The following is a 13,936-nucleotide window of genomic DNA, read 5'->3' as shown; positions in this document are numbered from 1 at the left end:
CGCGACCAGATGATCATCGCGGCCGTCTGCAGCAGGATCGACACGCCGATCGCGGTGATCAGCGGCGCGAGACGCGGCGCGCGGCGCAGCGGCCGGTATGCGACCCGCTCGATCGTGTAGCCCACGCACGCGCAGACGATCGCGGCGATGCCCAGGCCGATCGTCAGCGTCGCGACGTTGCCGAGTCCGGGGAAATGGTTCTGCAGCACGGTGATGGCCGACAGGGCGACCATCGCGCCGACCATCAGCACGTCACCGTGCGCGAAGTTGATGATGCCGAGAATGCCGTACACCATCGTGTAACCCAACGCGATGATGGCGTACGCACTGCCGAGCACCAGCCCGTTCAGAATTTGTTGGACAAAAATGTCCATGTCACTCCCAAGAGTTGATTACTATTGGATCGGCATGCGAGAACGCCGATTACTCGTCGTTCTCGCTCGAAGTATCACTGCGTCGGACTGAGGTTATCGCCCGACACTTTGTACACGGTCACCGGCGCATCAATCCATTCACCGTTCTTGTCGAACGCGACCTTTCCGACCAGCGTCGAGAACTGGATTTGCTTGAGCATCGGAACGAACTTTTCGGGGTCCGTCGAATTCGCCGCCTTCATCGCCTGCGCGACCACCATCGTGGCCGAATAGAATGCCGGCGAGTAAACATCGTTCTTCACACCGAATTGCTTTTCATACCGCGCCGCGAATTCCGGACCACCGGGCAACGTCGCGAGCGGTGCGCCGCCTTCGGCGCAATACCCCCGCCCATTCAGCGTTCCGGCAGCCAGCTTCGGCATATCGACCGAGCAGATCCCGTCCCCGCCTAGCACCGGAACCGCAAGACCCAACTGCTTGGACTGTCGCCCGATGGCGGCTGCTTGCGCGTAGTACCCGCCGTAGAAGATCGCGTCCGGGCGCTGAGCCTTGATGTGCGTCAGAATCGCGTTGAAGTCCGTTGCCTTGTCGTTGGAATATTCCCTGGCGACGACGTCGATACCGTTCTTCTTCGCCGTCGCGGCAAACACGTCAGCTACGCCTGATCCGTATGCCGTGCGATCGTCGATCACCGCCACGCGTTTTGCATGCAATACCTTTGCCGCATATTCGGCCATGCGTGCGCCCATCACGTTGTCATTGGCCGCAAGCCGGAAGACATACGGGAAGCTCTGCTGCGTGATCGCCGGATTTGAAGCGGCGCCGGTAATCATCGGAACACGCGCATTGTTGTAGATGCGGGACGCGGGAATGGTCACGCCGGAGTTGTAGTGGCCGATGACCGCCTTCACACCCGAATCGACGAGCTTCTGAGCGACAGAGACGCCCGTTTTGGGATCTGCAGCATCGTCCTCGGACAGCATTTCGAACTTGATGGATTGACCGTCGACGACGATCGGCGTCCGATTCAGCTCTTCAATCGCCAGCCGCACGCCTCGCTCATCGTCCTTGCCGAAATTCGATTGGCCGCCCGTCAACGGGCCCGCGACACCGATCCTGACAGTCTGATCCGCATGCGCGGCAGAAATCAATGCGGGGCTGATTCCCCCGAGCAACAGGGTGGCGATGGTGAGTTTGTGACAGTACTTCATGTGAAACCTCCGTGGCGTGGGCAAATTGGGTAGTCGACATGGTTGCAGCGTCAGGAGCGCGGGCACGAGATGACCGATTGCGCTTGACGTGGGATAGTCAGTCCCGCCAGTGCGGTTGTGCAGATTCCAGAAGCCGCTTGAGCGAGCGAAAATGAAGTCGTGCATATTCATCTCGATCACGGGCGAATTCACGAGAAGTCCGGCGAGCCAGTTCGTCGCTCACGCGTTTCAGCGGACGCCCGCTCGACATCGCGAGGATTTGGACCTGGGCGGCTCGTTCGAGGTAGTAGAGATCGTCGAGTGCCGCGGCAATCGAAGGGCCCGTGACTATCACGCCGTGGTGCTCGAGCATCAGGACACGCCTGGAAGACAACGCGGCGGCAATCCGGTCTCCTTCCTGTTCGCTGAGTGCAAGTCCTCCGTATTCCGAATGATCACGGTCGTATGCAATGCGATCGAAAAAGCGAAGGCTGTTCTGATGGCACATTTCGAGGCGAAAGCCGTCGAGCGTCGTCAGTGCCGTGGCATAAGGCATGTGCGTATGAAGTACGCATGCGGCATCAGGCGAGGCGCGATGAACTCGGGAATGGATGTTGAGCGCGGTTTTCTCGACTCGTCCGACTCCGTCGATTACCGAGCCGGCGGAATCGACGAGCAGCAAATCAGCCGGTCGGATCTCTTCGAAGCTGAGTCCGAACGGATTGATCAGATACGTTTCCCGACTGCCCGGGAGCAAGAGACTGAAATGGTTGCATGTGCCCTCGTGGAAGCCGAGGCGCGCGGCGATGCGAAATGCCGCGGCCAGATCGTCGCGAGCATTCGCGAGCTCATCGGTCTTCGATCCAGGAAAAAAATCGGTGGCGTGTGCCATGGGGTCGTCCAGTGCAAGTATGCGTATGCGATTCCCCTTCAATGTAGTGAATCAAACCTGCACGGATACATGTACACTTTAAAACGAGGGTGACTAACTGTATTGGGTTCGTCGCCTGCACGGTTATATGGGCCGGTATTTTTGATGTGATAGGTGCGGCGATGAAACCGATACTGACGCTCGATCCCCAGGGGGAATCGTCCCTGGTTCAACAGATCGTGGCCGGGCTGACGGCAACGGTGAACGAAAGAACCTGGCGGTCCGGGGCCAAGGTTCCGAGCATCCGCGTATTCGCCGAGGCACACGGCGTGTCGACATTTACGGTCGTCGAAGCATACGATCGCCTGGTGGCGCAAGGCGTCTTGATGGCACGGCGTGGATCCGGCTTTTATGTCGCGGATCGAAGCCGTAGCGAGATACCTCCGACCATCGAGAAACTCAACGAGGAATTCACGAACGGATGGTCGCTGCGTAACGTTCTGGAGGGAACGGAAGGCACGATTCACGCGGGCTCGGGATGGATTCCAGAGGCATGGTTCGACGCGGACGGCCTTGGGCGGGCGCTAAGACAGGTAGCGGCGCAGCCGCGATCGCTATTGGGGTACGGGCACGCAAAGGGGTATGAGCCGTTGCGTGAGCAAATCGTGCGGCAACTTGCGGAACACGAGATCGAGGCAAGTTCCACGGGCATCGTCACTACGCTGGGCGCAAACCAGGCGCTGGATCTCGCCATTCGTCACCTTACGCGCGAGGGCGATACCGTGCTGGTAGACGAGCCCTGCTACAGCGATCTGCTCGTTGCATTGCGATTGCGCAGGATCAAGGCAGTCGGGATTCCGATGACACCCACCGGTCCGGACGTCGTTTCGATGGAGCAGGCGTTCGAGACTCATCGCCCCAAAGTGTTCTTCACCAATACGCGGTTGCATAATCCGACCGGTGCGAGCTACAGCTCGGCATCGGCATTCAAGGTCCTGAAGCTTGCCGAGCGCTACGACTGCATCATCGTCGAGGACGACGTCTCTGCCGGTCTGGTGTCCGGAAATTCAGTCGCGCTCGCGTCCATGGATCAATTGAAACGAGTGGTCTATGTCGGCAGCTTTTCAAAGACCATCGGTGCCGGCCTGCGCGTGGGATTCGTGGCCGCGGAGCCCGCGCTTCTCGAGGGTTTGCTTTACCAGAAGCTGGTGTCCGGAATGTCGACGCCGACGATCACGGAGCAACTGGCACATGCAGTGCTGTCCGAAGGACACTTCAGGAAGCAGGCCGAGCAATTGCGCGATCGTCTCGCTACCGCGCAGGAACGGACCTGTCGCCGGCTTGAATCGATCGGTTTTGAAGTGTTCTGCGAACCTCGATCCGGAATGTTCGTATGGGCACGGCCCGCGGGAATCAATTGCGATTCGGCCGAACTCGCTGTACGTGCTGTCGACCACAAGATTCTTCTGGCGCCAGGCAATCTTTTCTACGCCACCAATCCAACCAGTAGTTGGCTGCGATTCAATGTTGCGCACTGCAACTTCGATCGTCTTTATGCGTTTCTGGCGCATGCCATTGCACACTGACCCGGTCTCGTCACCAAGCCGCCAGGGAATCGGCGTCGCGCAACGAACCCGTGATCTCTCGAACCCGCTCGAGTCGGTACGCGCATGAGCTAGCGTCCACGCCGTGCGCGGATCCAACTGTGCAGGCAACAAGGCCTCTACAGTTATCTAGCGATCCACCGCGGTGTGCATGTATCTGTTCAGCTCGATTGCATAAATTGACGGACAACACGTCGCCCATGATTTCGATGCGGCGGTAACTCCGATCAATTTTCAGCATGAAAAAGATACGAAATTACGAAGCACTCCTCTCGAATGGCGTCGTTTCGTCACGGCGGATCGTACTCGAGATCGCGGACCGGACACTCGACAGGCTCGACAGCTACCAGCGAATTCGCAGCATCATGCGCATGGAAGGTAGCGTACTGCATATCGGAACGCGCTCGTGGGACCTTTCGCGCAAGCGAAACGTCTATCTGGTCGGCGCCGGCAAGGCATGCAACCACATGGCAATGGCAGTCGACCATGTGTTGGGCGATCACCTGACGCACGGTATTGCCATCGTGAAAATCCGGGAAGAATCGGACCGTTTCAACAAGACCGAGGTGTTCGTCGGCGGCCATCCCCTCCCGAACGAAGAAGGCCATCGGGCATCGAAGCAAATCATCGAACTCGTCGATCAGGCCGGACCAGACGACTTGTTCATCGCGGTGATCAGCGGCGGAAGTTCGGCGCTCATGTCCTGTCCGATCGAAGGCATCAGCCTGCAGGACGAGATCGATACCACGGACGTGCTGCTGAAATCCGGTGCAGGCATTTACGAGATCAATGCCGTGCGCCGGCACATCTCGGCCTTGAACGGCGGGATGTTGGCGCAGCGCATCCAGCGCACGGGTGCCGAACTGATCGGCTTCGGCATCAGCGACGCGGTCGGATCGCCTGCCACGGGCGACATTTCAGTGCCCTACGCAGCCTACAAAAGCACGCCGATCGGTCCCGACATGACGACCCTGGACGACGCTCGCGCCACGATCATCAATCGCAACGTGGCCGATCGCCTGCCCAAGAGCGTTGTCGACTATCTGATGAACGCAGGCCCCGACGCGGAGACCCCGAAGGCCTTTCCGGACAATACCTACTTCCTGCTCAACACGCTGCCCGACTCCTGCATTTACGCCAAGGCAGTCTGCGAGGAGATGGGTATCCCCGCAATGATCGTGTCGTCGTTCCTTGAAGGAGAAAGTCGCGACGCCGGCACCTTCTTCGCGTCGATGGCGCGCGAAATCCAGACGTACGGCAACCCGATCAAGCCCCCTTGCGTGCTTCTCAGCTCCGGTGAGGTGACGACGCTTATCGACGATAACAGCGTGATCAAGGGGCACGGCGGGCCTGGCCAGGAAATGGCCGCAAGTTTCGCTATCGCGGCGGCCAAAACCACGGGTGCCTGCCTGCTGTCGATCGACAGCGAAGGCACGGACGGCACGGCGACGGTGGCGGGAGGCATGACGGACTCGACCAGCTTCACCGCGGCTGCCGTAAAGGGAGTCAACCTCTATCAGGCACTGCGCGAGCACAGCTGCTTCGAAGCACTCGAGTCGATCGACTCCGCCGTTTTCACCGGCAACACCGGTACCAACCTGTGTGACTTGAACATCCTTTATGTTCCTGAACCGAACGGGAGCAAGTGACATGGAAGACAAGATCACATCCGTCCGGGCACTTCAGATCATCGATTGCAAGTGCCGGCCCGCAGTCGAAGTCGAGGTGCGCACCCAAAGCGGTGCGGTTGGTCGAGGTGCGGCACCCACCGGCACTTCCGTCGGGACGCACGAATCGTTCGTCCTGAGGGACGGCGATCCAGCGACCTACGACGGGCTCAGTGTTCATAACGCCGTCGACAACGCGGTCAATGTAATTGGTCCGGCGCTGATCGGCATGAACGTGTTTGATCAGCGAGCGATCGACGAAAAAATGATCGCGCTCGATGGCACACCCAACAAGTCCCGCCTCGGCGGAAACACGATTTACTCGGTATCCATCGCGGCATTCCGTACGGCGGCGAATGCCCGATCGATTCCGCTGTACGCTCACATCGCCGGCCGCGACATCCGGACCGTGCCGGTCCCATGCTTCAACGTGATCAACGGCGGACGATACGATGGGCTCACCCAGCCGTTCAACGAGTTTCTGATCGTGCCGTACGGCACTGACAGTGTCGACTTCGCCATCGAAATGGCGGTGGCCGTGTTTCAGAAGCTTGGCCATGTACTGACCGAATATCTGGGCCACAAACCTCAAGTCGCCAGTTCCTATGGCTACGCCGCCCCTTCGGATGACCCGGAAGTCGTGTTGACGCTGATGCAAAAGGCCATCGATGCCTGTGGCTGTACAGGCCGGATCGCGTTTGCGCTCGATTGCGCGTCAAGCGAGATGTACGACAAGGAAACCCGCACGTATCTGCTGAAAGGCAAACGGGTGTCCACCTCCGAACTCATTGCCTATGCCCGCTTCCTGACCGAGAAATTCAATTTGGTCTTCATCGAGGATTTGCTCGATGAAAACGACTGGGAAGGTTACAGCACGGCGGTTCGAGAAATTCGACGATCGATCATTCTGGGCGACGATCTCACGGTCACCAGTCTCCCGTTACTTGAGCGGGCTTTCGAGACTCGTGCCGTGGACGGGTTCGTGTTGAAGCCGAACCAGGTCGGAACGATCACGGAGGCGATGGACGCCTATCGATTTGCGCTGCAACACGGAATGATCGCGGTGCCCTCGGGCCGCTCCGGTGGTGTCGTGGATGACGTCGTGATGGATTTTTCGGTCGGCCTCGAAGTTCCGCTCCAGAAGAATGGCGCCCCCCGTTCCGGCGAGCGGATCGAAAAGCTCAACTTTCTGTTGCGGGCAAATGCGCGAAGCCCGGGTTGCCGCCTCTACGACATTTCACCACTTCTCCGATTCTGACCACTGAGTCGGGATCGACGCTTGACACCCGACATCTTCCTTTTTCGACGAGGTCTGCACCATGTATCCCAAAATCGACTTTCTGTACCTTTCCGAGCCGGACATGATCGCAGCTGGCGTGCTGGATGCCGCGCGCTGCGTGTCCGTATGCGAGGAGACATTCGGACTCCTCGGCAGAGGCGACTATCTGATGGGTGGCGCCAATCACAATAACCACGGAATGAACATCGTCTTCCCGAAAGAGACGAAGTTCCCGAACATGCCGGTTGCCGGTCCGGACCGCCGCTTTGCTGCAATGCCCGGTTATCTGGGCGGTCGCTTCGACGTGTGCGGCAACAAATGGTACGGATCGAATCACGCCAATGCCGAGAAAGGCCTGCCGCGCTCGATCTTGACCATGATGCTCAATGACAAGGACACGGGCGCGCCGCTGGCGCTGATGTCGGCGAACTTGTTGAGCGCGGCCCGAACCGGAGCCGTGCCGGGAGTGGCGGCAAAGTATCTGGCCAACCAAGATGCGAGAAGTATGTCTGTTATCGGTTGCGGCCCGATCAACAAGGCGTGCTTCACCGCGATCATGACCCAGCTCGGCTCGATCCAGCACGTCGTCTGTTTCGACGTCTTCCTCGACAAGGCGAACGAGTTCGCCGGTTGGGTTCAGCAAACGTACGGGATTACCGCCGTCGGTACCGATGAGGCCGAGCAAGGCTTCCGCGATGCAGATGTCATCACCGTGGCAGCGTCGCGTCTTAAGCCGCTTTATTTCAAGGACGAATGGATCAAGGAGGGCGCGACCATTCTCGTCTCGGGCCCGTTCAATACCGACGAGTCGTTCCTGACCGGCGCCAGGATCGTATACGACCATACCCCGCTGCAGGAAGCCTATGTCGAGGACGCAATCGCATCGGGCAATAAGGAAAGCTACTACAGCAGCGTCATTGGCGGCCCGTTCTTCCGTCTGATCGATGCAGGCAAGCTGCCCGCCCTGCCTGACTCGACCAGCCTCGGTCATGTCGTGAATGGCGACAAGCCGGGCCGGGAGAGCACGAAGGAGCGTGTCATCTTCATAGCATGCGGGATGGCGGTTTTCGACATCAGCTGGGGGACGGAGCTCTATAACAACGCGCGGGAAAAGAAGATCGGCACGCCCCTCAATTTGTGGGAAAAGCCGGCTCTCTGATCGGGTCGCCGTGAATCGCACTCCCGGCAATTGAGCCGCCTGGATCCCCCTGGAAAGTGCCGAGCGCCAGTGTCGGGGCTTTCCTGAGCCTTCGGCCATAGGCCGAAGGCTCATGCCGGGCGAATGTTGGCGAGCGTCGAGGTTTGGGACCGCTTGCACCAAGTACTCTTGGCAAAGCTGCGTGCAGCGGACCGCCTCGATTGGTCACGTTGATCTGAGTAACCGTGTTGAATGACAAGCTGTGAGAGGTTGATTTTGAGCATTCAGGTGTTAGCCACCCCTCGTCATTTACATCGCTCGCGACGCACTTTTTCCACTTCGACGCAATGATAAGTTTGCACATCTCATTGAATTTCAGAATAAAAAGCTCAGGACCAGCGTGAATTAGCGAATACGACGAAAATTCCACATTGATATGAATTTTTATTCAAAGACAACTTATTGAGACTGCGGACATCTTTTCTGAGAGACAACATGCCCGCGCACCACCCTCCCACCCCGTACCGGCAACCACCAGGCTAACTGTACCGGTACTGTACAGAAAACCGTCGCTACACTGACTCCATCCCAGTCCCGAACACGAATGGAGAATCCGCGATGGACTTCCTCACCCTCAGCGCATTGCCCGCCGGCATGCTGTTCGCGCTCGTCACGTCGATCACGCCCGGCCCGAACAACACGATGCTGCTCGCGTCCGGCGTCAATTTCGGTTTCCGCCGCACGATGCCGCACCTGTTCGGCATCAGCATCGGCGTCGCGATCCTGATGCTGTGCGTCGGCTTCGGCCTCGGCGAAGCATTCCGCCGCGTGCCGGTCCTGTACACGACCCTCGAAGTCGCGAGCGTCGTGTACCTGCTGTACCTCGCCTGGCGCATCGGCACGTCCGGCGAAGTGAAGGCGCAAGGCGCCAAACCGCGGCCGATGACGTTCCTCGAAGCCGCCGCGTTCCAGTGGGTCAATCCGAAGGCGTGGATGATGGTGCTGACCGCCGCGACGACGATCCGCCTGTCCGCCGACTACGGGATGAACGCCGCGTGGATGGCCGTCGTGTTCATCCTGATCGGCTTTCCGTGCATCAGCCTGTGGGCCGCGTTCGGCCAGGGCCTGCGCCGCTTCCTGTCGAACCGCCGCGCACTGCGCATCTTCAACGTGACGATGGCCGTGCTGCTGATCCTGTCGCTGTATCCGCTCGTCGCGCATCTGCTGCCGCAGTAAGCGCTCACGAGCACAGCCGTTGAGCTTCACGCCGTGCAGGCGTACCCTTTTGGTACGGGCGCGCGCAATCGCTGCGGCGGTTGCGCCGCATCTGCATGGAGGTGGCCGATGAAGCCAATGCTGAAGACCGGCGAGCACATCGAGGGCATGCACTGGGTCGCCGAGTACCACCCGCTCACGCACGAGATTCGCGTGCTGCGCGAGAACATCGAGGTGGGTACGTACTGCGCGCCGCCCACGCTGTTCGGCGACGAGGAAGCGCTGGGCGCCGCGAACCTTGCCGATCATCGCAGCCAGGAGGCCGCACTGCGCGCGTATCTGCGCAACTTCGTCAAGGAACACGACGCGGAGGAGTAGCGGCGCGGCGGCCGGAATGGCGACGGGCTGCCGAAGCGGCCCGGTCTGTCGTTGCGTGTGAGCCGTCTTGCGACCCGCCGCGGCATGCCGAACACACGCAGGGCCAGCGCATCGCCCCGGCCCCGAATCCGCTCAATGCCCGAGCGACTCGATCTTGCCGGACGGCTGCGCGACACCGTGCGGCCGCGCCGCCTGCTTGATCAGCAACGCGAGGCACGCGAGCAAGCCCGCGACCGCGATCGTCGCGAACACGCCCGCGAACGAGAAGTGCCGGCGCGTCAGTTCGGCGACGAGGAACGACCCGGCGATCCCGCCGAAGCGGCCGACACCCAGCATCCATGCCACGCCCGTACCGCGCCCTTCGGTCGGATAGAACGCGGCGGCAAGCGCCGGCATCGACGATTGCGCGGTGTTCATCAGCACGCCGGCGATGAACACGACCAGCACGAGCATCCCCACATTGCCTGCCGCCTGCCCGATCGCATACACGCTGATCGCGGTCAGCGCGTAACACACGGCAATCACGCGGTTCGCGTTGAAACGGTCCATCAGCACGCCGCACAGCACCGCGCCGACGCCGCCGAGCGGGAACAGCGCGGAGATCAGCGTCGCGCTCTTCGGCGTCAGACCGGCATCCTTCAGCAGGATCGGCATCCAGTTGATCGACGCGTAGAAGATCACGAGGCCCATGAAATACGCGATCCACAGCATCACCGAGCCGACGATGTACGAGCGCGACACCACGACGCCGATCCCCTTGCCGCCCGTCTGCGGCGCGGCTTCGGTCATCGCGAACGAGCCGGCGTTCAGCGCGTCGCGCGAGATCCGTGCGAGCGTCGCGCGGATCCGGTCGACGCCCTGACCTTGCGCGACCATGAAGCGCACCGATTCCGGCATCTTCAGCAGCAACAGCACGCCGAGCAGCAGCGGCGTCACGCCGCCGAGCATCAGCACGCTGCGCCAGCCGAAATGCGGGATCATCCACGCGGCGAGAAAACCGCCGAACGCGGCGCCGAGCGGGAAGCCGCAGAACATCAGGTTGATCACGGTCGCGCGGCGCTTGTCCGGGCAGAACTCGCCCATCATCGTGACCGCGTTCGGCATCGCGGCGCCCAACCCGACGCCGGTAATGAAACGCAGGATCGTCAGGTGTCCGATGGTGTTCGAGAACGCGGACACGAAGCACGCGACGCCGAACAGGAACACCGAGCCGAGCAGCAGCGAGCGGCGCCCGAGGCGATCGGACAGCGGGCCCGACACGAGTGCGCCGCACGCGAGGCCGAACAGCGCGGCGCTCAGCACGGGTGCGAGATCGGGTTTGGTGAGGTTCCATTCGCCCAGTAGCGAAGGTGCGATGAAGCCGATCGCGGCCGTATCGAAGCCGTCGAGCAGCACGATCACGAAACACATCAGGAATACGAGCCACTGGAAGCCGCCGAACGGCTGCTCGTTGATGAAGGTCTGGACATCGACCACGGGTGTGCGATTCATCGCGTGTCTCCTATGTAAGCAACGCAGCTTGATGGCCGCGCCTTTCCTTGTACGCGCGCCGATTCGTCGCCGACGCGTCATGCATCGTCGACACCGGCCGGCAGTGGCAGGCGTCGCGATCGGGTCACGGCCGGCGCGCGCCGGCCGTGTGATTCAGCCGCATCTAGGCGGCCGCATCCTGTTCCTTGAAGATCTTGTCCGCGAGATGGAACGCGGAATTCGCGGCCGGCACGCCGCAATAGATCGCGGTCTGCAGCAGCACTTCCTTGATCTCGTCGCGCGTCACGCCGTTGTTGCGCGCGGCGCGCAGGTGCAGCGCGAGTTCCTCGCCGCGGTTCAGCGCGACCATCATCGCGATGGTCAGCAGGCTGCGCGTATGGCGCGGCAGGCCGTCTCGCGTCCAGATCTCGCCCCACGCATAGCGCGTGATCAGGTTCTGGAATTCGTCGGTCACTTCGGTGCGGTTCTCGATCGAACGGTCGACGTGCGCGTCGCCGAGCACCGCGCGACGCACCTTCATCCCTGCTTCATAACGTTGCTGGTCGTCCATCGTCGGTGCCTCACGCGGTCAGGAAGTCGAGCAGCGCGCGGTTGAAGCCGTCGGTGCACTCGATGTTCGAAATGTGCGCGGCGTCGAATTCGACGTGACGCGCGCCCGGAATTGCAGCAGCCAGCGCACGGCCCTGGTCGGGCGGCGTCGACATGTCCTTCGCACCGGTCACGACGAGCACCGGCAGCGCGATGCCCTTCACTTCCTCGCGCAGGTCGGCCGCGTTCAGCGCGTCGCAGTTCGCGGCGTAACCGTCCTTGTCGGTATGCACGAAGGTGTCGCGGATCGCGTCGAACAGGCGCGGCTCGCGTTCGACGAATGCGTCGGTGAACCAGCGCGGCAGCACGGCGTCGGCCAGCGCGGCCATCCCTTCGGCACGCGCCTTCTGCGCACGCGGCGCCCACACTTCCGGCGAGCCGATCTTCGCGGCGGTGTTCGACAGCACGGCGCGCACGATGCGCGACGGGAAACGCGCGGCGAGCGCGGCGCCGGTCAGGCCGCCCATCGAGATCCCGCAGAAGTGCGCGCGCTCGATGCCGACGTGGTCGAGCAGGCCGATCACGTCGCCCGCGAGCTGGTCGACCGTGTACGAGCCGGCCGGTGCTTCGGAATGGCCGTGGCCGCGCGTGTCGTAGCGCAGGATGTTGAAGTGCTGCGTGAGCGGGCGGATCTGCGGCGCCCACATCTGCAGGTCGGCGCCGAGCGAGTTCGAGAAGACGAGCCACGGCGCGTCGTCGCGCGCGGCACGGTCGATCCGGTAATGCAGTTTCACGCCGTTGACAGTGGCGAAAGGCATCAGTGTTCTCCTGGTTGTGTCGTGCCCGCGTGCAGCGCGAGCACGGCGTCGACGCAGGCCTGCGCCTCGCCGACGTAATGTGCGGGATCGAGCAGCCGCGCGAGCGCGTCGCGCGACAGGTGGGCCGATACGGTCGCATCGGCGGCAAGCACGTCGAACAGCGTCGCACCGGTGCGCACTGCTTCCTTCGACGCATGCTCGACGACATGATGCGCATCGAGCCGGCCGATCCGGTCGCCAAGGGCGAGCATCACGGCTTCGCCTAGGATCAGCCCGTGCGTCAGCTCGAGGTTCGCGGCAAGGCGCTCGGTGTTCACGTCGAGGCCCGCGACGATCTGCGCGATCTGCGCGAGCGCGCCGCCGGTCAGACGCGCGAGGTCGGGCAGCGCATCCCATTCGGCCTGCCAGCCGCCGAGCGCGCGCTCGTGCTCCTGAACCATCCCCGCGAACACGGTCGCGACGAGGTTCGGCGCGCGCACCGCGGCGGTCAGCACGGCCGCGCAACCGACCGGGTTGCGCTTGTGCGGCATCGTCGACGAGCCGCCCTTGCCGGCGGCCGCCGGTTCGCCGAGTTCGCCGACTTCGGTCTGCATTTGCAGCGACACGTCGCGCGCGATCTTGCCGAGCGTGCCGGTCAGCATCCCGAAGCAGGACGCGGCTTCCGCGATGCGGTCGCGCTGCGTATGCCACGGCACGGCCGGCAGCGCGAGCCGCAGGTCGGCCGCGAGCGCGGCGCTCACGCCGGCCGCGTGCTCGCGCAGGCTCGCCAGCGTGCCGGCGGCGCCGCCGAACTGCAGCACCAGTGCGCGCGCACGCAATTCGGCGAAGCGCGCGCGATGGCGCAGCAGCGCGTCGAGCCATTGCGCGAATTTGAGGCCGAGCGTGATCGGCAGCGCCTGCTGCAGCCACGTGCGGCCGATCATCGGCGTCGCACGATGCGTGCGCGCGAGCGTCGCGAGCGACGCGCACGCTTCGTCGAGCAGCGGCTCGAGCACGTCGAGCGTGTCGCGCAGCTGCAGCACGGTCGCGGTATCGATGATGTCCTGGCTCGTCGCGCCCCAGTGCACGAACTTCGCGGCCTCCGGGTCGTCGGCCTTCACTTGCGCGGTGAGCTGCTTGACGAGCGGGATCGCGAGATTGCCGCCGAGCGCCGCGCCGTGCGCGAGCGCGTCGGCGTCGAGCCGGCCGGCGTCGCACGCGCGTTCGATCGGCGCGACCGCGGTGGCGGGAATCACCTGCTGCGCGGCGAGCGCGCGCGCGAGCGCGGCCTCGACGTCGAGCATCCGCTGGATCGTCGCGCGGGGCGACCAGATCCGGTTGAGCGACTCGGTGCCGCAAATGAGGGAGGTCAGGCGGGCGCTGTCTTCGAGCATGGCATCAGAT

Annotated in this window: 13 protein-coding genes; 6 read left to right on the top strand and 7 right to left on the bottom strand. The window is 62.4% G+C overall.

The window, feature by feature from the left end:
- From DIE04_RS27060 to DIE04_RS27050, 3 genes are all read right to left on the bottom strand, one after another.
- A partial coding sequence (locus tag DIE04_RS27060; RefSeq protein WP_148091653.1) for a branched-chain amino acid ABC transporter permease occupies positions 1 to 374 on the bottom strand: 374 nt, incomplete at its 3' end.
- 74 nt (positions 375 to 448) lie between these two features.
- Positions 449 to 1,585: a branched-chain amino acid ABC transporter substrate-binding protein gene (locus DIE04_RS27055; RefSeq protein WP_059620791.1), complete on the bottom strand. Its 1,137-nt coding sequence runs from the start codon at positions 1,583 to 1,585 to the stop codon at positions 449 to 451.
- Between the two features lie 97 nt (positions 1,586 to 1,682).
- A complete protein-coding gene (locus DIE04_RS27050; RefSeq protein WP_124524134.1) occupies positions 1,683 to 2,456 on the bottom strand; it encodes an aldolase in 774 nt (257 codons plus the stop codon).
- A gap of 161 nt (positions 2,457 to 2,617) precedes the next feature.
- Between DIE04_RS27050 and DIE04_RS27045 the strand changes: the two genes are divergently transcribed.
- The 6 genes from DIE04_RS27045 to DIE04_RS27020 all read left to right on the top strand — a co-directional run bounded on the left by DIE04_RS27045 (position 2,618) and on the right by DIE04_RS27020 (position 9,716).
- The gene (locus DIE04_RS27045) at positions 2,618 to 4,021 is read left to right on the top strand and encodes a PLP-dependent aminotransferase family protein (RefSeq protein ID WP_042972937.1); all 1,404 of its coding nucleotides are present in this window, start codon (positions 2,618 to 2,620) and stop codon (positions 4,019 to 4,021) included.
- Positions 4,022 to 4,278: 257 nt separating this feature from the next.
- The gene (locus DIE04_RS27040; RefSeq protein WP_124524132.1) at positions 4,279 to 5,688 is read left to right on the top strand and encodes a glycerate kinase; all 1,410 of its coding nucleotides are present in this window, start codon (positions 4,279 to 4,281) and stop codon (positions 5,686 to 5,688) included.
- A gap of 1 nt (position 5,689) precedes the next feature.
- Positions 5,690 to 6,964 carry a phosphopyruvate hydratase gene (locus DIE04_RS27035; RefSeq protein WP_124524130.1) on the top strand — a complete coding sequence of 425 codons (1,275 nt, stop codon included), beginning with the start codon at positions 5,690 to 5,692 and terminating at the stop codon, positions 6,962 to 6,964.
- A gap of 61 nt (positions 6,965 to 7,025) precedes the next feature.
- Positions 7,026 to 8,144: a tyramine oxidase subunit B gene (locus tag DIE04_RS27030; RefSeq protein WP_124524128.1), complete on the top strand. Its 1,119-nt coding sequence runs from the start codon at positions 7,026 to 7,028 to the stop codon at positions 8,142 to 8,144.
- Between the two features lie 597 nt (positions 8,145 to 8,741).
- Positions 8,742 to 9,359, top strand: a complete 618-nt coding sequence (locus tag DIE04_RS27025; protein ID WP_124524126.1) for a LysE family translocator — start codon at positions 8,742 to 8,744, stop codon at positions 9,357 to 9,359.
- Between the two features lie 108 nt (positions 9,360 to 9,467).
- Positions 9,468 to 9,716, top strand: a complete 249-nt coding sequence (locus DIE04_RS27020) for a hypothetical protein (RefSeq protein ID WP_124524124.1) — start codon at positions 9,468 to 9,470, stop codon at positions 9,714 to 9,716.
- A gap of 132 nt (positions 9,717 to 9,848) precedes the next feature.
- Here the strand turns inward: DIE04_RS27020 and DIE04_RS27015 are convergent, their stop codons facing one another.
- The 4 genes from DIE04_RS27015 to DIE04_RS27000 form a co-directional block, all read right to left on the bottom strand.
- Positions 9,849 to 11,207, bottom strand: a complete 1,359-nt coding sequence (locus tag DIE04_RS27015; RefSeq protein ID WP_044846454.1) for an MFS transporter — start codon at positions 11,205 to 11,207, stop codon at positions 9,849 to 9,851.
- A gap of 163 nt (positions 11,208 to 11,370) precedes the next feature.
- The gene (pcaC, locus tag DIE04_RS27010) at positions 11,371 to 11,757 is read right to left on the bottom strand and encodes a 4-carboxymuconolactone decarboxylase (RefSeq protein WP_044846455.1); all 387 of its coding nucleotides are present in this window, start codon (positions 11,755 to 11,757) and stop codon (positions 11,371 to 11,373) included.
- A 10-nt stretch (positions 11,758 to 11,767) separates the two neighbouring features.
- Positions 11,768 to 12,553: a 3-oxoadipate enol-lactonase gene (gene pcaD, locus DIE04_RS27005; protein ID WP_124489020.1), complete on the bottom strand. Its 786-nt coding sequence runs from the start codon at positions 12,551 to 12,553 to the stop codon at positions 11,768 to 11,770.
- Positions 12,553 to 13,926 (bottom strand): 3-carboxy-cis,cis-muconate cycloisomerase, encoded by a 1,374-nt coding sequence (locus tag DIE04_RS27000; protein ID WP_124540754.1) that lies wholly within the window; start codon positions 13,924 to 13,926, stop codon positions 12,553 to 12,555. Before DIE04_RS27000 ends, pcaD begins: the two co-directional genes overlap by 1 nt.
- Positions 13,927 to 13,936 lie beyond the last annotated feature (10 nt).

The organism is Burkholderia sp. Bp8994 (assembly GCF_003853805.1).
Classification (GTDB): Bacteria; Pseudomonadota; Gammaproteobacteria; order Burkholderiales; family Burkholderiaceae; genus Burkholderia.
The sequence above is the reverse complement of the archived record's forward strand: the minus strand, read 5'-3'. Positions and strand labels throughout refer to the sequence as shown.

What these genes read in the sequence shown, in the direction of transcription:
- DIE04_RS27015 (WP_044846454.1), bottom strand. Translation starts at nt 11,207, where the DNA reads ATGAATCGCACACCCGTGGTCGATGTCCAGACCTTCATCAACGAGCAG.
- DIE04_RS27000 (WP_124540754.1), bottom strand. Translation starts at nt 13,926, where the DNA reads ATGCTCGAAGACAGCGCCCGCCTGACCTCCCTCATTTGCGGCACCGAG.
- DIE04_RS27040 (WP_124524132.1), top strand. Translation starts at nt 4,279, where the DNA reads ATGAAAAAGATACGAAATTACGAAGCACTCCTCTCGAATGGCGTCGTT.
- DIE04_RS27030 (WP_124524128.1), top strand. Translation starts at nt 7,026, where the DNA reads ATGTATCCCAAAATCGACTTTCTGTACCTTTCCGAGCCGGACATGATC.
- pcaD (WP_124489020.1), bottom strand. Translation starts at nt 12,553, where the DNA reads ATGCCTTTCGCCACTGTCAACGGCGTGAAACTGCATTACCGGATCGAC.
- DIE04_RS27035 (WP_124524130.1), top strand. Translation starts at nt 5,690, where the DNA reads ATGGAAGACAAGATCACATCCGTCCGGGCACTTCAGATCATCGATTGC.
- DIE04_RS27020 (WP_124524124.1), top strand. Translation starts at nt 9,468, where the DNA reads ATGAAGCCAATGCTGAAGACCGGCGAGCACATCGAGGGCATGCACTGG.
- DIE04_RS27025 (WP_124524126.1), top strand. Translation starts at nt 8,742, where the DNA reads ATGGACTTCCTCACCCTCAGCGCATTGCCCGCCGGCATGCTGTTCGCG.
- pcaC (WP_044846455.1), bottom strand. Translation starts at nt 11,757, where the DNA reads ATGGACGACCAGCAACGTTATGAAGCAGGGATGAAGGTGCGTCGCGCG.
- DIE04_RS27055 (WP_059620791.1), bottom strand. Translation starts at nt 1,585, where the DNA reads ATGAAGTACTGTCACAAACTCACCATCGCCACCCTGTTGCTCGGGGGA.
- DIE04_RS27045 (WP_042972937.1), top strand. Translation starts at nt 2,618, where the DNA reads ATGAAACCGATACTGACGCTCGATCCCCAGGGGGAATCGTCCCTGGTT.
- DIE04_RS27050 (WP_124524134.1), bottom strand. Translation starts at nt 2,456, where the DNA reads ATGGCACACGCCACCGATTTTTTTCCTGGATCGAAGACCGATGAGCTC.